At 75.2% G+C, this 21,727-nt stretch carries 19 protein-coding genes; 10 read left to right on the top strand and 9 right to left on the bottom strand.

Annotated elements, in window-relative coordinates:
• The first annotated feature begins 9 nt into the window (after positions 1 to 9).
• Entirely contained in the window at positions 10 to 1,491 is a 1,482-nt protein-coding gene (locus tag OG994_RS02030) for a phytoene desaturase family protein (protein WP_328852028.1), read from the top strand.
• 107 nt (positions 1,492 to 1,598) lie between these two features.
• Here the strand turns inward: OG994_RS02030 and OG994_RS02025 are convergent, their stop codons facing one another.
• Together OG994_RS02025 and metF are read right to left on the bottom strand one after the other, a co-directional pair.
• Complete coding sequence (locus OG994_RS02025) at positions 1,599 to 2,288, bottom strand: CDP-alcohol phosphatidyltransferase family protein (RefSeq protein ID WP_328852027.1); 690 nt, start codon at positions 2,286 to 2,288, stop codon at positions 1,599 to 1,601.
• Positions 2,289 to 2,326: 38 nt separating this feature from the next.
• Positions 2,327 to 3,244 carry a methylenetetrahydrofolate reductase [NAD(P)H] gene (metF, locus tag OG994_RS02020; RefSeq protein WP_328852026.1) on the bottom strand — a complete coding sequence of 306 codons (918 nt, stop codon included), beginning with the start codon at positions 3,242 to 3,244 and terminating at the stop codon, positions 2,327 to 2,329.
• A gap of 271 nt (positions 3,245 to 3,515) precedes the next feature.
• On the opposite strand from metF, the gene OG994_RS02015 reads away from it, so the two are divergent.
• Positions 3,516 to 5,174, top strand: coding sequence for a helix-turn-helix transcriptional regulator (locus OG994_RS02015; protein WP_328852025.1), 1,659 nt, complete (start codon positions 3,516 to 3,518; stop codon positions 5,172 to 5,174).
• Complete coding sequence (locus OG994_RS02010) at positions 5,171 to 6,253, top strand: polyprenyl synthetase family protein (protein WP_328852024.1); 1,083 nt, start codon at positions 5,171 to 5,173, stop codon at positions 6,251 to 6,253. The genes OG994_RS02015 and OG994_RS02010 overlap by 4 nt, the downstream gene beginning before the upstream one ends.
• Positions 6,254 to 6,392: 139 nt before the next feature.
• Here OG994_RS02010 and OG994_RS02005 read toward each other — a convergent pair whose 3' ends face one another.
• Complete coding sequence (locus tag OG994_RS02005; protein WP_120327215.1) at positions 6,393 to 6,782, bottom strand: Rv2175c family DNA-binding protein; 390 nt, start codon at positions 6,780 to 6,782, stop codon at positions 6,393 to 6,395.
• A 302-nt stretch (positions 6,783 to 7,084) separates the two neighbouring features.
• Here OG994_RS02005 and pknB point away from each other — a divergent pair, with 302 nt between their 5' ends.
• Together pknB and OG994_RS01995 are read left to right on the top strand one after the other, a co-directional pair.
• Positions 7,085 to 9,067, top strand: a complete 1,983-nt coding sequence (gene pknB / locus OG994_RS02000; protein ID WP_328852023.1) for a Stk1 family PASTA domain-containing Ser/Thr kinase — start codon at positions 7,085 to 7,087, stop codon at positions 9,065 to 9,067.
• The gene (locus tag OG994_RS01995) at positions 9,067 to 9,933 is read left to right on the top strand and encodes a deoxyribonuclease IV (protein ID WP_328852022.1); all 867 of its coding nucleotides are present in this window, start codon (positions 9,067 to 9,069) and stop codon (positions 9,931 to 9,933) included. The genes pknB and OG994_RS01995 overlap by 1 nt, the downstream gene beginning before the upstream one ends.
• A gap of 137 nt (positions 9,934 to 10,070) precedes the next feature.
• Here OG994_RS01995 and OG994_RS01990 read toward each other — a convergent pair whose 3' ends face one another.
• From OG994_RS01990 to OG994_RS01975, 4 genes are all read right to left on the bottom strand, one after another.
• Positions 10,071 to 11,102, bottom strand: coding sequence for a threonine aldolase family protein (locus tag OG994_RS01990; RefSeq protein ID WP_328852021.1), 1,032 nt, complete (start codon positions 11,100 to 11,102; stop codon positions 10,071 to 10,073).
• A gap of 42 nt (positions 11,103 to 11,144) precedes the next feature.
• Positions 11,145 to 12,551, bottom strand: coding sequence for a class II 3-deoxy-7-phosphoheptulonate synthase (locus OG994_RS01985; protein WP_120327211.1), 1,407 nt, complete (start codon positions 12,549 to 12,551; stop codon positions 11,145 to 11,147).
• A 97-nt stretch (positions 12,552 to 12,648) separates the two neighbouring features.
• The gene (locus OG994_RS01980) at positions 12,649 to 13,143 is read right to left on the bottom strand and encodes a hypothetical protein (RefSeq protein ID WP_328852020.1); all 495 of its coding nucleotides are present in this window, start codon (positions 13,141 to 13,143) and stop codon (positions 12,649 to 12,651) included.
• A 169-nt stretch (positions 13,144 to 13,312) separates the two neighbouring features.
• Complete coding sequence (locus tag OG994_RS01975; protein ID WP_120327209.1) at positions 13,313 to 14,920, bottom strand: glycosyl hydrolase family 18 protein; 1,608 nt, start codon at positions 14,918 to 14,920, stop codon at positions 13,313 to 13,315.
• Positions 14,921 to 15,150: 230 nt separating this feature from the next.
• Between OG994_RS01975 and OG994_RS01970 the strand changes: the two genes are divergently transcribed.
• The 4 genes from OG994_RS01970 (at position 15,151) to OG994_RS01955 (ending at position 18,469) form a co-directional block, all read left to right on the top strand.
• On the top strand, positions 15,151 to 15,639 hold the full coding sequence (locus tag OG994_RS01970) for a glutathione peroxidase (protein WP_120327208.1): 489 nt from the start codon (positions 15,151 to 15,153) through the stop codon (positions 15,637 to 15,639).
• Between the two features lie 235 nt (positions 15,640 to 15,874).
• A complete protein-coding gene (locus OG994_RS01965) occupies positions 15,875 to 16,555 on the top strand; it encodes an NADPH-dependent F420 reductase (protein ID WP_328852019.1) in 681 nt (226 codons plus the stop codon).
• A gap of 337 nt (positions 16,556 to 16,892) precedes the next feature.
• Positions 16,893 to 17,786, top strand: a complete 894-nt coding sequence (locus tag OG994_RS01960) for a DUF4397 domain-containing protein (protein ID WP_328852018.1) — start codon at positions 16,893 to 16,895, stop codon at positions 17,784 to 17,786.
• Positions 17,783 to 18,469, top strand: a complete 687-nt coding sequence (locus OG994_RS01955; RefSeq protein ID WP_328852017.1) for a class F sortase — start codon at positions 17,783 to 17,785, stop codon at positions 18,467 to 18,469. Before OG994_RS01960 ends, OG994_RS01955 begins: the two co-directional genes overlap by 4 nt.
• A 48-nt stretch (positions 18,470 to 18,517) precedes the next feature.
• Here the strand turns inward: OG994_RS01955 and OG994_RS01950 are convergent, their stop codons facing one another.
• Positions 18,518 to 19,837 carry a hypothetical protein gene (locus OG994_RS01950; RefSeq protein ID WP_328852016.1) on the bottom strand — a complete coding sequence of 440 codons (1,320 nt, stop codon included), beginning with the start codon at positions 19,835 to 19,837 and terminating at the stop codon, positions 18,518 to 18,520.
• Entirely contained in the window at positions 19,807 to 20,157 is a 351-nt protein-coding gene (locus tag OG994_RS01945) for a DUF2203 domain-containing protein (protein WP_120327415.1), read from the bottom strand. The genes OG994_RS01950 and OG994_RS01945 overlap by 31 nt, the downstream gene beginning before the upstream one ends.
• 216 nt (positions 20,158 to 20,373) lie before the next feature.
• On the opposite strand from OG994_RS01945, the gene OG994_RS01940 reads away from it, so the two are divergent.
• On the top strand, positions 20,374 to 21,666 hold the full coding sequence (locus OG994_RS01940) for an exo-beta-N-acetylmuramidase NamZ family protein (protein WP_328852015.1): 1,293 nt from the start codon (positions 20,374 to 20,376) through the stop codon (positions 21,664 to 21,666).
• Positions 21,667 to 21,727: the final 61 nt, after the last annotated feature.

Below are 21,727 nucleotides of genomic sequence, written 5' to 3'. Positions count from 1 at the left end.
GAGGCGCGGATGGCGCGGGTCGTGGTCGTCGGCGCCGGGGTGGGCGGGCTGGCCACGGCCGCCCGGCTGGCCGCCACGGGGCACGAGGTGACCGTCTTCGAACGGGCCGACACGGTCGGCGGCAAGCTGGGCCGCCACGTGCACGACACCCCGGCCGGCCCGTTCCACTTCGACACGGGCCCGAGCCTGCTCACCCTGCCGGACGTCTTCACCGACCTGTTCGAGGCGACCGGGGCGAAGCTCGACGAGTACCTGGACCTCGTCCCGCTGGACCCGATCGTCCGGCACGTCTTCCCCGACGGGACGACACTGGACTCCTGCGCCGACCCGGCCGGGTTCGCCGCCCGGATCGGCGCGGCCCTCGGCGACCGGGCGGCGGCCGACTGGCAGCGGCTCTGGCGCCGGGCCGCCCGGGTGTGGGCGGCCTCCCACCGGGACGTCCTGCGCCGGCCGGTCGGCTCGCCCCGGGACCTCGCGACGCTGGCCTGGCGCCTCGGCGACCTGGCCGCCATCGCGCCGGGGCGCACCCTCCGGGGGCTGGGCCGCCGGCACCTCGCCGACCCGCGGCTGCGGATGCTGCTCGACCGGTACGCCACCTACACCGGCGCCGACCCGCGCCGCGCCCCGGCCGCGCTGGTCGCCGTCCCGTACGCCGAGCTGGCGTTCGGCGGCTGGTACCTGCGGGGCGGGCTGGGCACGCTCGCCGACGCCCTGCTGTCGCGCTGCCTGGACCTCGGCGTGGTCGTGCAGACCGGCGCCGCGGTCACCCGGATCGACGCGGCGGGCGGCCGGGTCCACGGCGTACGCCTCGACGGCGTCGCCGCGCCGGTCCCCGCCGACGTGGTGGTGGCCAACTGCGACGCGCTCACCCTCTACCGGGACCTGCTGCCCAGCCCGCGCCGGCTGGCCGGGCTCACCGACCGCAGCCTCGCCGGGTTCGTGCTGCTGCTCGGGGTGACCGGCTCGTCCGGGCTGCCCCACCACACCGTCTTCTTCCCCGCCGACTACGACGCCGAGTTCGACGCCGTCTTCGGCGATCCGGGCCGGGGCGTACGCGCCCGTCCGGCGCCCGACCCGGCGGTGTTCGTCACGGTCGCCGACGACCCGCTGGTGCGGCCCGACGGGCACGAGGCGTGGTTCGTGCTGGTCAACGCGGCCCGCCACGGCACCTCCGCGGGTGCCGTCGACTGGCGCCGGCCGGGGCTCGCCGAGGCGTACGCCGACCGGATCCTGGACGTGCTCGCGGCGCGCGGCGTCGACGTGCGCGACCGGCTGCTGTTCCGCGAGATCCGCACCCCGGCCGACCTGGACACGGCGACCGGCGCGCCGGGCGGGGCCATCCACGGCACGGCCGGCGGCCTGCTCCGCCCGGCGAACCGGGGCCCGGTGCACGGGCTGTGGCTGGTCGGCGGGTCCGGTCACCCGGGTGGCGGCCTGCCGATGGTGACCCTCTCCGCCGAGATCGTCGCCAACGAGATCGGCGTCGCGTAACCCCTCCCCCGCCCCTGCCCCCTGTTCCCCGCGATCTTGCAGTTTCGGCCCGCGGATCGTGGCTTTTGAGGGGTTATGCCGGGGCACGAAGTGCAAGATCGCGGGGGTCAGGGCGCTTCGAGGAGGGCGCGGCGCACGGCGGCCAGGAGTTGGCCCAGCCCGAAGCCGGCGAGCAGCACCCAGACCGCGGTCGCCATGGTGATGGTGCCGGCCGCGAGATCCGGGTCGATCAGCCCCGCGAGCCCGGCCACCAGCAACCCGCCCAGCGCCACCAGGACGCGCGTCGGGCGCTCCCCGACCGTCACGGCGCCGATCTCCCGCATGCCGGCGGAGACCGCCCGCGCCCGCACGTACTCGTGCAGCCAGGAGAGCGCACCGGCCGCCGCCGCGAGCGCGCCCGGCGCACCGACCAGCCAGAACGCGACCACCCAGGCGGCCTCACCGAACCGGTCGGCCAGCGAGTCGTAGACGTAGCCGAGCCGGGTGGTACGGCCGGTGGCCACCGCCACGGCACCGTCGACGCTGTCCGCCACGCCGGCGAGCAGCACGAACAGCGCTCCGAGGAAGGGACCGTCGCCCGGGCGCACCGAGAACACCGGCACGCACACGCACAGCAGCACACCCACCACGGTGACCGCGGTGGGACCGACCCGGAGCCGGCCCAGGACGTACCCGACGTGATAGGCGAACCGCAGCCAGGCGCGCACCGCGGGGGCGGCCGAGCGGGGATCGAAGCCCCCGTGCAGCCGCGCCCACGCCGTGGCGTAGTCGTCCCACTTCAGCTGTGTGCCCACCACGGATCAACCGTCGCAGCCGCGTTCAGGTGTCGCGGGGCTCAGGCCCGCGCGTCCACGCGGAGGTTCTGCCAGACCTCACGGGTGGCCGTGGAGCGGTTGAGGGTGATGAAGTGGATCCCCGGCACGCCCTCGTCGAGCAGCCGGCGGCACATCTCGCTGGCCTGCTCGATGCCGAGCCGTCGTACGGCCTCGGGGTCGTCGGCGACCTTCTCGAACCGCTCGGCCAGCGCGCGCGGGAAGGGCGCCCCGGAGAGCTGGACCGACCGCTCGATGGTGGCCATCCGGGTCACCGGCATCACGCCGGCGAGGATCGGGGTGTCGCAGCCGGCGGCGGCCACCCGGTCCCGCAGGCGCAGGTAGTCGTCGGCATCGAAGAACATCTGCGTGATCGCGAACTCGGCGCCGGCCCGGCACTTGCGGACGAAGTACCGGGTGTCGCTGGCCACGTCGGGCGAGCGGGGGTGCTTGTAGGGGAAGGCGGCCACGCCCACGCTGAAGTCCCCCGCGTCGCGGACCAGCCGGACCAGGTCCTCGGCGTAGACCACGCCCTCGGGGTGCGGGACCCATTCGCCGCCCGGGTTGCCCGGCGGGTCGCCGCGCACGGCGAGCACGTTGCGCACCCCGACCCCGGCCAGCCGGCCGATCACGTGCCGCAGCTCGGCGACCGAGTGGTTGACCGCGGTGAGGTGGGCCATCGGCAGCAGGGTGGTCTCGGTGGCGATGCGTTCGGTGACCGCGACGGTCGTGTCCCGCGTCGATCCGCCCGCGCCGTAGGTGATGGACACGAACGACGGCCGCAGCGACTCCAGCTCCCGGATGGCCTGCCAGAGCAGGCGCTCGCCCTCGGGTGTCTTTGGCGGGAAGAACTCGAACGAGAAGGTCGGCTGCCGCTCACGGATCAGCTCCCCGATCGCCGGCTGCGAGTTCGGGAGGACGGAGGGGAGACCGAGCGCCACGACCCGACTCTAGCGGGCGACGCCCGCCGGACCCATGACCTTCCCAGCCGGTGGCGACGACCGGGTCGGTGGGGGCCGGGGCGTACGGCGGCGGCCTCCGTCGGGCGGGAAAGCGTCGTACCCGTGGGATATCCAATGGGCAGCGCGGGCGGGGACGGCCGGTGGCCGGGTCCCGCCGGGGGCCGCGCGGGGGTCGCCACCAGAGCGGTGGCGCGGTCGTCCGGCAGGGGCGGCCGGCGCCCGCCGCGCCGCGCCCGTTCCGGAGGGACCGATGACCCCGACCTCGCCTTTCGGCCCGCCGCTGCTCGGGCCGCTGCTCATCCACCTGCGGCTGGCCCGGGGCTGGAGCCAGCGGCGCACCGCGGCCGAGCTCTGCGCCGCCGCCGGCGTGCCGACGCTGAGTCGGCACGAGGTGTCCCGGTGGGAACGGCAGGTGCGGGTGCCCGGCGACTTCTGGCTGCGCTGGCTCGCCGTGGTCCTCGCCGTGCCCGTCGAACTGCTCACCGACGCGGCGGCCCGCGCCCGCCGGCTCACCCCGTCCCCGCCGGGCGCGGGCGCCCGGTCCCGCGCCGCGCTGCTCGCCCTGGCCCGGAGCTGGCTCGCCGACCCGCTCACCGAGCCGCTGCTCGGCGGGCCCGACCGGTCCACCGACCTGCTGAACGCCCACTCCGACCGGCACACCGGCATGCTGGGGGCCGGGTCCGCGCCCGACCCGCCGAACGCCGGACCCGACCGGCCCACCGGCCCGCTGGGCGCCGGGTCCGCGCCCGACCCGCCGAACGCCGGACCCGGCCCGCTGGGCGCCGGGTCCGCTCCCGGTCCGCCGCCGTCCGCGCCCGGCGGTCCGCGCCACCAACCCGGGCCGCCGGCGTACGCCCTCGACCTGGCCGGCCTGCGGCGGCTGGACGATCTGGCCGGCGGGGCCGACCTCGCCCCGCTCGGCGCGCACGGGCTGCGCCGGGCGGTGCGGGCGCTGCCCCGTTCCGGTCCGGCCGGGCGCCGGCGGCTGCTGCCGCTGCTCGCCGAGTCCGCGCAGCTCGCCGGCTGGCTCGCCGCGGACGCCGGCGACCCGGCGGCCGCCCTGGACGCGTACCGCCTCGGGGTGCGCGCCGCCACGGCGGCCGGCGATCCGGCCCTCGCCGGGCACGTGCTCGGCTCGGCCAGCCACCTGCTCGCCGGCGCCGGGGATCCGCGCGGCGCCCTGACGCTGGCCCGCGTGGCGTACGCGGGCAGCCGGCGGTGGGCCAGCCCGGGCCTGCGCGCCCTGCTGCTGCACCGGGTGGCACTCGCCGCCGCCCTCGACGGGCGGCCGGACACCGGGGCCCGGGCGCTCCGCGCCGCCGAGCGGGCCGCCACGGCGTCCGACCCGGGGCACGAGCCGCCCTGGCTCTACTGGCTCGACGATGCGGAGCTCGCGGCCATGACGGGGCGCACGCTCGTCGCCCTGGGGCGGGCCCGGCCCGCCGAGGCCCTGCTGGCCGCCGCCGCGCGGGAGCCCGGACGGCCCCGCCGCGCGGCGGTCTACGGCGGCTGGCTGGCCCGCGGGTACCTCGAACTCGGCGAGGTGGAACGGGCCTGCGAGGCGGCCGGCGCCGCGTTGATCGACGCGGTCCGCGCCGGGTCGCCGCGGGCCGTGGCCCAGCTCACCGAGGTACGCCGACGGCTGGCCGGCCGTTCACGGGTGCCGGCGGTCCGGCGGTACGCGACGCTGCTCACGACCGCGCGCCCGTACCTGCCCCGGCCGCCCTCCCCCGGGCGCGAGGCGCTGGTCACGACGACCCGCCGACCCCCGTCCCGGCCGCTCGCCCCCGGCGCGAGCGCGGTAGGACACCGGTCACGAAGTCCGCCCCGGCCGCGCAGTGGGCCGGCCCTCAGCCCGTACCGGCGGGTACCACAGGCGCCGCCGGACCGGCTAGCGTTTCGGCCGTGACCGACGCTGCTCCCGTCTCCCCCGTCGACCGTGCCGGCCTCCGCCAGCGGATCGACAAGGCCCTCACCGAGTTCCTCGCCAACCAGCGCACCTGGATGGCCGGTGTCGACGACGCGTTGACACCGCTCGCGGAGGTGATCGAGACGTTCGTGCTGGGCGGCGGCAAGCGTCTGCGGCCGGCCTTCGCCTACTGGGGCTACCGGGGCGCCGGCGGCGTCGACAGCGACCAGGTGCTGGCCGCTCTCGCCGCGCTAGAACTGGTGCAGGCCAGCGCCCTGATCCACGACGACCTCATGGACCGCTCGGACACCCGCCGTGGCGAGCCCGCCGTGCACCGGCGGTTCGCCGCCCGGCACCGCCACTCCGGCTGGGGCGGTGACCCGGACGGGTTCGGCGACGCCGCGGCGATCCTGCTCGGTGACCTCTGCCTGGTCTGGTCCGACGAGCTGCTGCACTCCGCCGGGCTGGACCCGCGCATGGTGGCCCGGGCCCGCCCGGTCTTCGACGAGATGCGCACCGAGGTGACCGTCGGGCAGTACCTCGACGTCCTCGCCCAGGTGACCCGGGACACCTCCGTGGAACGGGCCGGCAAGGTGGCCCGCTACAAGTCGGCGAAGTACACGGTCGAGCGGCCGCTGCTGCTCGGCGGCGCGCTGGCCGACGCGCCCGCGGACGTCCTGGCCGCGTACTCGGCGTACGGGCTGCCGCTCGGCGAGGCGTTCCAGCTCCGCGACGACGTGCTGGGGGTCTTCGGCGACCCGGCGCAGACCGGCAAGCCGGCCGGGGACGACCTGCGCGAAGGGAAGCGGACCTACCTGGTGGCGGCCGCCCTGGAGACGCTCGACGCCTCCGGCCGGGAGCAGCTCCTGGCCGGGCTCGGTGACCCGGAGCTGGACGAGGAGGGCGTCACCCGGCTGCGGGGGCTCATCACGACGAGCGGCGCCGTGGCCCGTACCGAGGAGCGGATCACCCGGCTGACCGACACGGCGCTGGCCGCGCTGGCCACCGTCGACCTCGAGACCGAGGCCCGCCAGGCGCTGGTCGACCTGGCCATCGCCGCCACCCGCCGCACCGACTGACCCCACCCCCGCCCACCCGCCGCCGCAGCGTCGATCATGAAGTTGTTGCCACGACACGCCGGTACGGATGACAACAACTTCATGATCACCGCGCCGAAACAGCGGGCGGGGGCAGGCACGGGGCCGGGCGCGGGGTGGGTCAGAAGCCGAGGGCCTGGGCGCGGCGCTTGACCTCGCGGGCCTGGTCGCCGCCGAGGGCGGCCGCCGGCGTGCCGGGCAGGGTGTCGTCCGGCTCGTACAGCCAGCGCAGCGCGGCCTCGTCGTCGTAGCCGGCGTCGGCCAGCAGGTTGAGGACGCCCGGCAGGTGCTTGAGCACCTGGCGGTTGGCCACCAGGTCCGCCGGCACCCGGCGGACGCCGTCACGGCGTACGGCGAGCAGCTCCCGGTCGCGGATCATCTGGTGCACCTTGCTGATCGACACGTCGAGACGCTCGGCGACGTCGGGCAGGGTCAGCCAGCCGGCCGGGTCGGCGGGGCCGGCCTGCTCGGGGGCGGCTGCGGCCCCGTCGGCGGGTACGGAATCGGTCACCCGACCACCCTGCCACGCGGCGGCCGGCGCGCACCAACGGCACCCCCGCGTGCCGCCCGCCGACACCCGCCGCCGACCGTGTCGTCAGCTGAACCCGGTGGGGTCGGACAGCATCCGGCGGCGGTGGTCCGGCCTGGTGGACGCACGTCCGACGGGCGACGGACCGCAGGTCGGAGGGGCTGGTCGAGCACGCCGGGACGCACGTCGGAGGGGCTGGTCGAGCGCGGCGGATCGGGCTGGTCGGACCCCGGCTGTAGCATCCTGTTCTACCTTCACCCCCTGGACACATAGACTCCCTGCCGATGGACACACAGGTCGCCGACACGTTGCTGGGCTCGCTGATCGACGGGCGCTACCGCATCCGCGGTCGCGTGGCTCGTGGCGGCATGGCGACCGTGTACACCGCCACCGACGAGCGTCTCGAGCGCACCGTGGCGGTCAAGATCATTCATCCGACCCAGGCCTCCGAGGCCCAGACGCGGCTCGCCGGGTTCGTGGCGCGGTTCACCGAAGAGGCGAAGACCATCGCCCGGCTCACGCACCCGAACGTCGTGGCGGTCTACGACCAGGGCACCCACGCCGGCCTGCCGTACCTCGTCATGGAGTACGTCCGCGGCCGCACGCTGCGCGAGGTGCTCACCGAGCGGCGCCGGCTCAACCCCGACGAGGCGTTGGCGATCTTCGAGCAGATGCTCGCGGCGATCGCCGCCGCGCACCGGTCCGGCGTCGTGCATCGCGACGTGAAGCCCGAGAACGTCCTGGTCGCCGAGGCGCCGACGGGTGGCATGGCCAACCTCGTCGACAGCGTGGTCAAGGTGGCCGACTTCGGGCTGGCCCGCGCCGTCGAGGCCAGCGCCGACGAGGAGAACGGCAACCAGCTGATGGCCACGGTGGCGTACGTCGCCCCCGAACTGGTCACGCAGGGCCACGCCGACGCCCGCACCGACGTCTACTCGGCCGGCATCGTGCTCTTCGAGATGCTCACCGGCCGGGTGCCCTACGACGGCGGCCGCCCCATCGACATCGCCTGGCAGCACGTCGACCGGGACGTGCCGGCCCCGTCGACGCTGGTCCCCGGCCTGCCCCCGGTCCTCGACGATCTCGTGGCCCGGGCCACCCGGCGCGACCCGGGCGCCCGGCCCACCGACGCCGGCGCCCTGCTCGCCGAGGTGCAGGTGGCCCGCGACGACCTGGGCAACCCCAACACGCGTACGGCCGTGCTGCGCCGGATCGCCGACGAGCCGCCGGTGGCGCAGCCGACCATGGTGGTCGCGGCGGTCCGGCCGGCGGAGCGGCCGGCGTGGGCCCGGCTGCCCGAGGGCGCCCAGCGGAGCGGCCGCCGCCGGGCCGCGCCGGAGGGTGGCGGTGACCTGCGGTCGCGGCTCGGCGAGCTGTACGACCGGCTGCTGGGCGAGCGCCGGGGACGACTGCCGTTGATCGCCGCCGTGGTGGCGCTCGTCCTCCTCGCCGGGGTCGGCGCCTGGTACTTCACGCTGGGCCGCTACACGGTCGCGCCGCAGCTGGTCAGCCTGAGCAAGGCCGACGCGGAGGCGCGGGCCGCCCGCGCCGGCCTCACCCTGGTGTACGCCGAGCCCCGCTACGACGAGAAGGTGCCGAAGGACAGCGTCCTCCTCCAGGATCCGGCCTCGGCGGCCCGGATCGTCAAGGGCGGCACGATCACCCTGACCCTCTCCCTCGGCCCGGAGCAGTTCCCGGTGCCGGACGTGGTCGGCAAGGAGTTCGAGCTGGCCGAGGCGGACCTGACCAACGCGAGTCTCGTGGTGGTCAAGGGCAACGCCCGATACGACGACAACCTGCCCGCCGGGGTGGTGGTGGCCACCAACCCGAAGGTGGGCACCGAGGTCAAGCCGGGCACCAAGATCACGGTGATCCTCAGCAAGGGCAAGGCCCCGGTCAGCGTCCCCAACCTCGTCGGCAAGAACCTCAACGAGGCCCGGACGATCCTGTCCCAGCTGGGCCTGGTCGCCGTCGAGAACTACAAGGACTCGGACAAGCCGAAGGACGAGATCCTCGGGCAGAGCCCGGCCGACGGCACCGGCGTGGAGAAGGGCACCGAGGTCAAGCTGGAGATCAGCAAGGGCCCGCCGCTCGTGGTCGTGCCCCGGGTGGTCGACCTGCCCTGCCAGCAGGCCAAGCAGCTGCTGGAGAGCCAGGGCTTCCCGGTGGCGGTCCAGTTCAACCCGAACGCCGTCGTCCGGTTCCAGAACCCGGGCGAGAACTCGCAGGTGCCCCCGGGCACCCAGGTGACGATCGGATGCTTCTGATGTCCGCGACCGCGTCCCGTCCGGTCGGCGCGCACACGCCGACCTCTGGCGGGCTGGCCAGGGCGGCCCTGCCCTACCTCGACGCGACCGGCGCCGAGGTGGTCCAGGTCTACGTGTCGAACTCCCGCGGGTGGGCGCTGCCGCCGGGTGACCCGGCGCAGGACGCCCTGTTCCGCGCCGGGTGCGACGAGCGGGACGTCCCGGTCTTCATCCACGCGTCCCTGCTCGTGAACCTCGGCTCACCGACCCCGGCCACGGTCGAGCGGTCGGCGCTGACCCTGGCGCACGCCCTGCGCCGGGGCGAGGCCATCGGCGCGCGGGGTGTGGTGTTCCACGCGGGCAGCGCGGTGGACGCCGGGCACGCCGAGGCCGCCATGCGGCAGGTCCGCGAGGCGCTGCTGCCGCTGCTGGACTCGGCCGCCGCGTCCGGCGGCCCGATGCTGCTGGTCGAGCCGAGCGCGGGCGGTGGCCGTTCGCTCGCCTCCCGGGTGGAGCAGCTCGGCCCCTACCTGGACGCGGTCGACCGGCACCCCTGGCTCGGTGTCTGCTTCGACACCTGCCATGCCTGGGCGGCCGGGCACGACCTGGCGGCCGAGGGCGGGATGACCGCGACCCTCGACACGCTGGTCGCCACGGTCGGGGCGGACCGGTTGAAGCTGGTGCACGCCAACGACTCGAAGGACCTGTGCGGCTCGACCCGTGACCGGCACGAGAGCATCGGCAAGGGCACGATCGGCGAGCCCGCGTTCGCGGAACTCATGGCCCACCCGGCCACGGCGGGTGTGCCGGTCGTCGTGGAGACCCCGTCGGAGAAGAGCGTGGGTCACGCCGCCGACATCTCCACCCTCAAGCGGCTGCGCCCCTGACCGCTCCCGGCTCTCGCTCCTCCGGCTCTCGCCGGTGATCATGAAGTTGTTGCCGCGACACGCCGGCGTGCCGCGGCAATAACCTCATGATCGACGGGGCGGCGGGCGGACGGTGGCGGGCGGCGGGGCGGGCGGGGTTAGCGGCGCAGGACGCGGGTGAGGATGTCCACGGCCCGGTCGACGGCGGCGTCGTCGACGTCCATGTGGGTGACGAGCCGCGCCGTCCGCGGGCCGAGCACCGAGATCAGCAGCCCCTCGTCCCGCGCGGCGGCGGCCAGCGCGTGCGCGTCGAGGGGGGACTTGGTGAGGTCCAGCGGCACGATGTTGGTGCGCGCCGGGGTGGCCAGCACCCCGAACGGGGCGACCGCCTCCGCGAGCCGGGCGGCCTTCGCGTGGTCCTCGGCGAGCCGCTCGACGTGGTGGGCCAGCGCGTACCGGCCGGCGGCGGCCAGGACCCCGACCTGCCGCATCCCGCCGCCCATCCGCTTGCGGATGAACCGCGCGCGCTCGATCTTCTCCGCGCTGCCGACGACCAGCGACCCGACGGGCGCGCCGAGGCCCTTGGAGAGGCAGACCGACATCGTGTCGAACAGCCGGCCGTACTCGACCAACGGCACCCCGTCGGCGACGTGGGCGTGCCAGATGCGGGCGCCGTCGCAGTGCAGCGCGAGCTGCGCCTCGTCGGCGACCCGGCGCAGCTCCCGGAGGGTGGCCAGCGGGATCACGCCACCGCCGCCCCGGTTGTGGGTCTGCTCGACGGCGATCGCGCGGGTCGGCACGGCGAAGTAGCCGTCGGGCCGGACCATGGCGGCCACCACGTCGGGGTCGATGTCCGCGCCGACCGCGGGCCACGTCCGCGACGAGATCCCGCCGTACGCGGCGGCGGCGCCGATCTCGTACGTCACGACGTGCGCGTCGGCGTCGCAGAGCAGCTCGTGCGCGGGCGGCACGACCAGTTGCAGGGCGATCTGGTTGGCCATCGACCCGCTCGGGGCGAACAGCGCCGCCTCGTGCCCGAAGAGCGCGGCGACCTCGGCCTCCAGGGCCGTGACGGTCGGATCCTCGCCGTAGACGTCGTCACCGACCTCGGCCGTGGCCATCGCCTCCCGCATGCCCGGCGTGGGTCGGGTGACGGTGTCCGAACGCAGGTCGATGAGGCTGTCAGGCATGTCGTCTAGTCCTTTCGGCTGCCGGCGGAGGGGGTCGCAAGGTCAGCCACGGAGCATCTCCGCCACCAGGAAGGCGAGCTCCAGCGACTGCTGGGTGTTCAGCCGCGGGTCGCAGGCGGTTTCGTACCGGTCGGGCAGGTCGAGGTCCTCGATGCCCTGGGCGCCGCCGAGACACTCGGTGACGTCCTCGCCGGTGAGTTCCACGTGCAGGCCACCGGGGTGGGTCTCCAGGCTCCGGTGCACCTCGAAGTAGCCGAGCACCTCGTCCACGATGCGGTCGAAGTGCCGGGTCTTGTAGCCGTTGGACGACTCGTGCGTGTTGCCGTGCATCGGGTCGCACTGCCAGACGACCTTGGCGCCCGCCGCCGTGACCTTGGCGACGATCGGCGGCAGGACGTCGCGTACCCGGTGGTTGCCCATGCGGCTGATCAGGGTGAGCCGGCCCGGGACGTTGTCGGGGTTGAGCTTCTCGCACAGCTCGATCGCCTCGTCCGGCGTGGTGGTCGGCCCGAGCTTGACGCCGATGGGGTTGGCGATACGGGAGATGAAGTCGATGTGCGCGCCGTCGATCTGCCGGGTGCGCTCGCCGATCCAGAGGAAGTGCCCCGACAGGCCGTACGCCCGGCCCCCGGAGACCCGGGTCAGCGCCCGGTCGTACTCGAGGGCGAGCGCCTCGTGGGAGCAGTAGAGGGTGACCGTGCGCAGCGCCTCGTCGTCGGTCAGGCCGCAGGCCCGGATGAAGGCGAGCGCCCGGTCGATCTCCCGGGCGATCGCCTCGTAGCGCTCGCCGGCCGGGGAGTTCTTCACGAACCCCTTGTTCCAGTCGTGCACGGCGTGCAGGTCGGCCAGCCCACCGGCCAGGTACGCCCGGAGCATGTTCATGGCGGCGGCCGAGTTGGCGTACGCCCGGATCATGCGCTGCGGGTCGGCGACCCGCGCCTCCGGCGTGGCCTCCAGCGAGTTGATCATGTCGCCGCGGTACGCGGGCAGGCCGCGCGCGTCCGTCGGCAGCGACCTCGGCTTCGTGTACTGCCCCGCCACCCGGGCGACCTTCACCACCGGCAGGGAGGCGCCGTAGGTCAGCACGATCGCCATCTGGAGCAGGGTGCGGGCGTTGGCCAGCAGGTGGCTCTCGGTGTTGTCGGCGAAGGTCTCCGCGCAGTCACCGCCCTGGAGCAGGAACGCCTTGCCCTCGCAGACCAGCGCGAGCCGCTGCCGGAGCTGGTCGACCTCGTACGGGGCGACCACCGACGGCACCGTGTCCAGCACCTTGCAGACCTCGGCGACCTTGGCCGGGTCCGGCCACGGCGGCGTCTGCGCGCGGGGCAGGTCCCGCCAGCGGTCCAGGCCGAGGGCCGCGTCCTCGGCGGAGTCCACGGTCGGACGGCTGGTCTGCAGCCCCGGGCTGCCCACCGCGGGATGGCTCAGCTGATGCCACTCATGGCGCATGACAGAAAGCGTACGGCGACCGCCGGGCGGGCCGGTCGGCGAGGGGGACGGTTCCGGCAGCTGGGAGGTCACCGGCCGGAAGCGGCATCGATCCTGGTCAGGACGCCGGGGTGGGGGCCGCGCTGGGGGCCGCGCTGGGGTCGCCCGGCGCCTCGCCCGCGATGCACCAGTCGGCGCCGTCCCGCGTGACGGTGAACACCAACGACCGGGTGGCCTTGCGTGTGCCGGCGGCGACCGAGACCGAGACGTCGACCTCCTGGCCCCGGGGGCCGGGGCGGATGTCGGTGATGGCCGCCTGCGACACCTCGAAGTGGTCGGCGAAGTCGCCGTTCGGGCCGGTGGCCGCCCCGTCGAAGGCCTCGTGCAGCGGCGCGCAGAGCTGGCTGCGCCCGGCGGCCACGTCCTTGGCGACCATGGCGTCGAGGTACGCCTGCACCCGCTCCCGGGACTTCGCGGACGCCTCCTCCGCCGGGGCCTGGTCGGGCTTCGCGGGCTCCTCGGCGTCCCCGACGAGGCCGCAGCCGGCGAGCGCGGGCGGCAGGACGGCGAGCGCGGCGGCGACACCCGCCAGTCTCCGGTACGTCACGCCCATCAACCCCTCCCCTCGCCCGCGAACGGTCCAGACCTGCCGAGCGGCGAGTCTGTCACATGGAGCTGAGCGGCGGACAGGGGTGCCCCGCGACACCCCGACGCGACACGCCGGGCGGGGAGGGACGGTGCGTGTCCCTCCCCGCCGTGTGGGTGGTGCGTCGGCCTACGGCTCAGCCGAGACCGCCCTTGATGGCGCCGATCAGCTCGCCGTTGCCGGTGTCACCGGAGAGCTCCCAGAAGAAGGCGCCACCGAGGCCCTGGTTCTTCGCGTACGTCATCTTGCCGTTGATCGTGGCGGGGGTGTCGTAGCTCCACCAGTTGCTGCCGCACTTGGCGTACGCCGTACCGCCGACCGTGCCGGTGGTCGGGCAGCTGTTCTTGAGGACCTTGTAGTCCTCGATGCCCGCCTCGTAGGTGCCCGGGGCGGCTCCGGTGGCGCTGCCGCCCGGGGCGGCCTGGGTCACGCCGGTCCACCCCCGGCCGTAGAAGCCGACGCCGAGCAGCAGCTTGTTCGCCGGGATGCCCTTGCTCTTGAGCTTCTGGATCGCCGCGTCGGACCAGAAGCCCTGCTGCGGGATGCCCGGGTACGAGTAGAGCGGCGAGTGCGGGGCGGTGGGGCCCTGCGGGTTGAAGGCGCCGAAGTAGTCGTACGTCATGGGCATGATCCAGTTGAGGTGCTGCGCGGCGCCCGCGTAGTCGGTGGCGTCGATCTTGCCGCCGTTGCTGCCGTCCGCCGTGATGGCGGCGGTGACCAGGGCGTTGGCCCCGAACTTGGCGCGCAGCGCGGCCACGACGTTCTTGAAGGCGTTCGGGCCGCTGCTGTCACAGGTGAGACCGCAGGCGTTGGGGTACTCCCAGTCGACGTCGATGCCGTCGAAGACGTCCGCCCAGCGCGGGTCCTCCACGAGGTTGTAGCAGCTCTCGGCGAAGGCGGTCGGGTTCTGCGCGGCCTGGGTGAAGCCGCCCGACCACGTCCAGCCGCCGAAGGACCAGATCACCTTCAGGTGCGGGTACATCCGCTTGAGCTTGCGCAGCTGGTTGAAGCTGCCGCGCAGCGGCTGGTCCCAGGTGTCCGCGACGCCGTCGACGCTGTCCGCCGCGGTGTACGCCTTCTCGTAGTCGGCGTAGCTGTCACCGATCGAGCAGCGGCCGCCGGTGGTGTTGCCGAACGCGTAGAGGATGTGGGTCAGCTTCGACGCCGAGCCGCTGGTGTGGATGTTCTTCACGTGGTAGTTGCGGGCGTACACGCCCCACTCGGCGAAGTAGCCGACGACCTTCTTCCCGTTCGGGTCCGGCGGCGGGGTGGTCGGCGGGGTCGTGGTCGGCGGCGTGGTGGTGGGTGGGGTCGTCGTGGGCGGAGTCGTGGTGGGCGGGGTGCCGCCACCGCAGGACGCGCCGTTGATGGTGCAGTTCAGCGGCGCCGCGTACGGGCCGCTGCCGTTGAAGCCCCAGCTGAAGGAGGCGCCGGGTGCGAGCGACCCGGCCCAGCTCTTCTTCACGGCCACGTAGTGGTTGCCGGTGCGGGTCACGTCGGCGTCCCAGAAGCTCGTGATGGCGGAGCCCGACGGCAGGTCGAACTCGATGCGCCACGTGCTGACCGTGGCGTCCGAGCCGTTGGTGATGGTCACCCGGCCCTCGTGGCCGGTCCCCCAGTCCTGCACCTTCGTGAACGTGGTCGTCACGCTACCGGCGCCGAACGCGGTGGCGACGGGCGCCAGGGTGGCGGTCAGCGCGACCACGGCGCCGGCCCAGAGGGCCCGGCGGAGTGATCTCTTCATGGCGTCTCCCTAAACAGTTAGGAAACTTTCCAAAATGTTGGTGAGACGCTACTCACGGCGTCATCGCCAAGTCAAGATGTGCATGTTTCGATTTCTCGCGCCACCCGCCGACCCTCCCCGTTGATCATGAGGTTGGCGGGGGCTTTGATCTCCGCCGCGCCCGTCAACCTCATGATCGACGGGGTCGGGAGGCGGGGAGGCGGGGAGGTGGGGAGAGTAGCCTCGGGGCCGTGACCGTCTTTGACATTTCGATCGATGCCCTGGGCGGCGGCCCCGCCGACCTCGCCCAGTACCGGGGACGCGCGCTGCTGGTGGTCAACGTGGCGTCGCGCTGCGGCCTCACCCCGCAGTACGCCGGCCTGCAGGCCCTCGCCGAGGAGTACGCCGACCGCGGGCTGGTGGTGCTCGGGGTGCCGTGCAACCAGTTCGCCGGTCAGGAGCCGGGCACCGCCGCGGAGATCAGCGACTTCTGCCAGGTGAACTACGGCGTCACCTTCCCGCTCACCGAGAAGGTCGAGGTCAACGGCCCGGGACGGCACCCGCTCTACGCCGCCCTCGTGGACACCCCGGACGCCGACGGCCACACCGGTGACGTGCGGTGGAACTTCGAGAAGTTCCTCGTCGCCCCCGACGGCACGGTGGCCGCCCGGTTCGCCCCCACCGTGGAACCCGGCTCCGCCGAGCTGCGCGCCGCCGTCGAGAAGGTGCTCCCGGCCTGACGGCGCCACCCCCGACGGGGGCAGAACTCCGGACCGCCCGCCCCGCCACCGGCCACGGCAGTACGGTGTGCGGGGCGGCGGACGGCGTGGCCGGGCGGCGCCCCAGCCGGCCGCGACCCGGTGGGCCGTCCGCGACCCGGTGGGCCGTCCGCGACCCGGTGGGTCGCCCGCGACCCGACGACGCGACGCCGGTCCGCCCGGAGATCGGCCGCAGGAGACGGAGTTGGCGCGAGACATGACGACGGTGGGACTGATCGGCAGCGGCCACATCGGCGGCACGGTGGCCCGGCTGGCGGTGGCCGCCGGGTACGACGTGGTGCTCAGCAACTCGCGCGGCCCGGAGACGCTGCGCGACCTGGTCGAGGAGCTGGGCCCGCGGGCCCGCGCGGCGACGCCGCCGGAGGCGGCGCAGGCGGGCGAACTCGTGGTGGTCAGCGTCCCGCTGAAGGCCTACCGCGACGCGCCGGTCGAGCCGCTGGCGGGCAAGGTCGTGCTCGACACCAACAACTACTACCCGCAGCGCGACGGGGAGATCGCCGAGCTGGACTCGGGCGCGACCACGAGCAGCGAACTGCTCCAGCGCCACCTGCCGCAGGCTCGGGTCGTCAAGGTCTTCAACAACATCAACTTCCGGCACCTGCGGACCCTGCCCCGGCCGGCCGGCGCGCCCGACCGCACCGCACTGCCCATCGCCGGCGACGACGCCGACGCGAAGGCGGCGGCCCGCGCGTTCCTGGACCGGATCGGGTACGACGCGGTCGACGCGGGCGCGCTCGCCGACGGCCGCCGCTACCAGCCCGGCACACCGGCGTACGGGGTCATCTACCTCGCCGACCCGTCCGACATGGAGCACGCGGCGTCGGCCGGGGCGGACACCGTCCGCGAGGCGCTCGCCGCCTTCGACGCCGCCGCCTGAGTCCCGCCGCCCACCCACCGCAGCCGCGGGGGTTCGTCGCGCTCGCTCTCCGCCCGGTTCTCCTCCCGCCAGGACGACTCGCCCGCCATGAACCGCCGCTCGCGCCGATCTCGTTGTCGCACATGCGCAACCCGAGGTCCCACGCCCGCGCCGCGAGTCGACGTGCGCGGCCCGGTCCGCCGACGAGGGCGCGCCTCCCTTCGACGGACACCGCCCCTGGTGGACACCGCTCGTCAGCGATCGATCGGCGTGTCGGCCCGGTGAAAGTTGCGCGATAGTCCCGCCGACGGGACGCTAGCCGCCGGACGCATCCACCGGACGCACCCCCGGAGGCCACATGCACCTGCTCCGCACCGCGCCGCGCCGCCTGCTCGCCGGAGCCGGGGCGCTCCTGCTCGGCACCGGGCTCGTACTCGCGGCCGGGCTCCTCACCGGCACGGCCACGCCCGTGCACGCCGCCACCCCTGCCGCCGCGGCGGGCCCGGATACCGGCGTCGGCTACGTCCGGCTCGCCCACCTCTCCCCCGACACCCCGAGCGTCGACGTCTACCTGGCCGCCCGCGGCGCGGCCGAGCCGCGCGTCTTCCCGGGCGTCGGCTACGGCGTGCTCTCCGACTACCTGCCGCTGCCGGCCGGGCGGTACGCGGTCGCGATGCGCGAGGCGGGCGCACCGGCCGGTGATCCGCCCGTGCTCACCACCGAGGTCGCCGTGGTCAGCGGTGAGGCGTACACGGTGGCCGGTGTGGGCCGCTACGCCGACCTGGGCCTGCGCGTGCTGCACGACGACCTGAGCGCGCCGGACGGCGGCCGGGCCAAGGTCCGCGTGGTGCAGGCCTCGGTGCGCGCGCCCGTGCTCGACGTGGCCTGCGCCGACGGCCCGACGCTCGCCACCGGGGTGCAGTTCGCCACGACGACCGACTACCGGCTCGTGGAGCCGGGCACCTGGCGGCTGAGGCTCTCCCCCGGCGGCGGCCGGGCCACCGAGGCCGAGATCCGGTTGAGCGGCGGCGCCGTCTACTCGCTGCTGGTGCTCGACGCCGAGGACGGCGGACTCACCACCGAGCTGCGACGCGACGCGCAGGGCGGCACGGTGGTGCCGTCCGGCGGGGTGGACGCCGGGGCCGGCGGCACCGCCGGGGGCGGGGCGCGTCCGGGGATCGCCGTCGGGCTCGCCGGCATCGCGCTGCTCGGCGGTCTCGTGCTGCTGCGCCGGGCGCGTACCACCTGGTGAGCGGGGGTCGCGGGCCGGCGGTCCGGCGGCACCGCCGGCCCCGGCCGCCGGCCACCGCGCTCGTCGCGTTCGGCACGGCGATCTGCCTGGTGGCCGGATCGGGGGTCGGGCTGGCCACCACCGCGCGACCGCCGGTCGACCCCCCGGCGGCGACCGCCTCCGCACCGTCGCCGCTGGCCGCCGGCCGGCCACCGGGCTGCGCCGGGGAATGCCCGCCGGCCGCCCGCTCCGCGCCGCGCGGGCAGCCCACCCGGGTACGCGTACCCCGCATCGGCCTCGACGCCCCGCTCGCGGTGCTCGGGTTGGACCGTTCCGGCGCGCTCGTGCCGCCGGCCGACTTCGACGTGGCCGGCTGGTACGGCGGCGGCCCGGCCCCGGGTGACCCCGGCCCGGCGGTGCTCGCCGGGCACCTCGACTCCCGCCAGGGTCCGGCCGTGTTCGCCCGTCTCGGCGAGCTGCGCGCGGGCGACACCGTCGAGGTGCGGCGCGGCGGTCGGTGGCTGGCGTTCCGGGTGACGGGCGCGTTGCGTACGCCCAAGGACCGCTTCCCGACCGCCGCGGTGTACGGCCCGACGCCCGGCCCGGAGCTGCGCCTGGTCACCTGCGGGGGCGACTTCGACCGGCGGCGCGGCCACTACCGCGACAACGTGGTGGTCTTCGCGGTCGCCGAGCCGGCCGCCTGACGCCCCCCGGGGGCGCGGGGCGGACGCCCCGACGCGGGCGGCACGCGGTCAGCGGTCGGCGGCCGCCACGGACGGGCGCCGCGGGCGCCGGGCGAGGGCGGTGTGCGCGGCGACCAGCAGGCCGGACAGCGCGCCGAGCAGCCACACCAGCGGGCGGGGCAGCTCCACGAGCCGTCCGACGAGCCCCTCGACCCGGGGCGGGTCGCCGACCAGGTACTCCCCCTCGTCGCCGGCGCAGGTGACGGTCCACCGCCCCGGCGCGGGCAACCGGAACGTGCCCACCCACCGGTAGCTGACGCCGTCGCCGTAGCGCACGGTGCCGGGCACGGGCGTGAGCCCGACCCGCCGGCTGTCGGCCGCCACGGCCCGGCAGTCGCGGACCGCGCCCAGCCCCACGGCGAAGACGGCCAGCCGACCCGGCCGCGGCACCACCACCTCCACCGGGCTGCCCACGGGCGCGCTGACCCCGGTGCCCGTGGTGACTGCGCTGGTCGCCTGCCGCACACCGTTCCCGATGGCGGCGGGGATCAGCACGAGGCCGGCGACGACGAGTGCGGCCGCGACCGCGTACCGGCTGCGCCCCGGCGGCGCGCCCCGTTCCGCCGCCGGGTCGCCGGCACCCTCCGATCCGGACGGATCCGCGCCGGTCCCCTCGGGCGCCGCCCGCCGGACGGCCAGCGCCGCCATCACCGCCACCAGCACGGTGACGGTGAGGCTGAGCCCGGCCGGCCAGTGCCGGTAGGTCCACGCGACGCACTCCGACGGCGCCAGGCTCACGCAGCCGGGCAGGTCGTGCGGCTGCGCCGAGCCGACGAGCCACAGCCGGACGGCGGCCAGCGGGCCGGGCACCGCGGTCCCGGCGAGCGCCACCTGGCCGCCGACGAGCAGCACACCGAGCGCCAGCAGCAGCACCGGGCGGCGCAGCAGCGCGCCGAGGGCCACGCCGAAGGCGCCGGCCAGCACCGCGAGCGCGACGCCGCGCACCGGCAGGCCGCGGAGGGCGCCGTCGACCTCCAGCGGTACGACGAGACGGAAGTACAGCAGCGTGGCACCCACGTACGCGCCGGCGAGGAGACCGCCGCCGATCGTGGCGACGGCGAACCGCTCGGGAAGGCGTCCGGTGGGACGCGTGCCGTACCGGGCCGCGAGCAGGAGCGCGCCGGCCGAGGCCACCACCACCGAGGCCATGGTGAGCGTCCGCAGGTCCGCCCGCCAGCCCGCGTACCGGCCGGCGCCGAGGGCGGGCAGGGTGAGCAGCAGGACGGCGGCCGCGGCGGCCAGGATCCGACCGGGGTACGGCAGCCAGTCCCGGACCGCGTGGCGTACCTCCCGGCCGGTCACACCGGGCGGCGGCCGGCGAAACCGCACTCGACGCGGTGGTACCAGCCCACGTCGGTGTCCCCTTCCAGCCAGCACCAGAGCACGGGCCGGCCGTCGCGCTCTCCGGGGAAGTCGAGCAGCACGGGGGCGATGCCCTTGACCTGGACGTCCACCTGGTGCAGGTCCTCGATCACGGCGTGCAGCCGGGCCTCCAGCGCCTTGACCTCGGCCCGGCCGCCCAACGGGCTGACACCCGGTCCGGCCAGGTCGGCGCGCAGCTCGGCCAGGTCGGCGCGGAGCCGGATCAGCTCGTCGACGCGCGGGCGCAGGGTGGCCATCAGGTGCCGGGCCTGGGCGAGAGTGAACACGCGGCCAGTATGGCCGCTCCGGGCCGCCGACGGGCACCGCTGCGGCCCGCCGACGGGCACCGCCCCGGCCGCCGACGGGCACCGCCCCGGGCCGCCGACGGGCGCCGCTCCGGGGCCGCCGCGGGACCGCCCCGCCGGCCCCGTCATGTAGCTAACCTTCCTTGACGGGGCATTGAGATGTAGCTAAGTTTCGACGCAACCGACGGGAGGTGGACCGTGGAACGCAGACGATTCCTGGCCGGCGCGGGTGCGGTGACCGCGGGAGCGGTGGCCGCGGCGGCGCCCGGATCGCCCGGCGCGGCGGCGCCCGGCATCCGGCGCGTGCAGACCGGCCTCGACGTTCTGGTCCGGTCCCGCTTCGCGGAACTCTCCGGGCAGCGGGTCGGCGTGATCTCCAACCCGACCGGCGTCGACTCGGCGTACCGACACCTGGTCGACCTCATGCACGCCTCGGGCGCGGTCCGCATCGCCGCGGCGTTCGGCCCCGAGCACGGCTTCCGCGGCTCCGCGCAGGCCGGGGGCAGCGAGGGCACCGGGATCGACGCCCGCACGGGCATCACCGTCTACGACGCGTACGGCGCCTCCCAGGCGAAGTGGGAGAGCATGTACGCCGAGGCCGGCGTCGACACGGTGGTCTTCGACATCCAGGACGTGGGCGCCCGCTTCTACACGTACATCTGGACGATGTACACCTCGATGGCCGCCGCCGCGCGGACCGGCAAGCGGTACGTGGTGCTGGACCGGCCGAACCCGATCGGCGGGACGGCACGCGGCCCGATGATGACCCCCGCGTACACCTCCGGGGTCGGTCTCAAGGAGATCGTCCAGCAGCACGGGATGACCGTCGGCGAGCTGGCCCGGTTCTTCAACGCGGAGTTCCTGCCCGCCGAGGTGGGCCGCTCCGTCGACCTGCACGTCGTCGCGTGCCGGCACTGGAAGCGCACGGCGCTGGCCGCGGACACCGACCTGCCGTGGGTGATGCCGAGCCCCAACATGCCCACGCCGGACACCGCCCTCGTCTACCCGGGCACCGGCCTGTTCGAGGGGGTCGCCTCGATCACGGAGGGTCGGGGCACCTGCCGGCCGTTCGAGCTGATCGGCGGCCTGGCCGACGACTTCGACTACCACTGGTGCGACCGGCTCAACGCCCGCGAGCTGCCGGGCGTCGAGTTCCGCGAGGCGTACTTCACGCCGACGTCGGCCGGGCAGAAGCCCGCGCTGCTGAACAAGCTCTGTGCCGGCGTCGAGGTGAAGGTGGTCGACCGGGCCGCGTACGACCCGATCCGGACGGCGGTCGCCATGCTGGTCGAGGCGCGGAAGTACCCGGCGTTCGCCTGGCGGCAGGACTCGTGGGACGCCGCGCGACCGTACTGGGTGGACAAGCTCACCGGCTCTCCCCGCCTGCGCACGATGATCGACGCCGGGGCCGACGTGGACGACGTGGTCGGCGCCTGGGCCGACGAGCTGGCGGCGTTCGAGCGGCGACGCCGGCCGTACCTGCTCTACTAGGGACGGACGGAGGGGTCACTGTCGACGCTCGACGTCGGTCGGGGGCCCCTCCGCTCCCGCG

The organism is Micromonospora globbae, from assembly GCF_036184225.1.
GTDB classification, from domain to species: Bacteria; Actinomycetota; Actinomycetes; order Mycobacteriales; family Micromonosporaceae; genus Micromonospora; species Micromonospora globbae.
The sequence above is the reverse complement of the archived record's forward strand: the minus strand, read 5'-3'. Positions and strand labels throughout refer to the sequence as shown.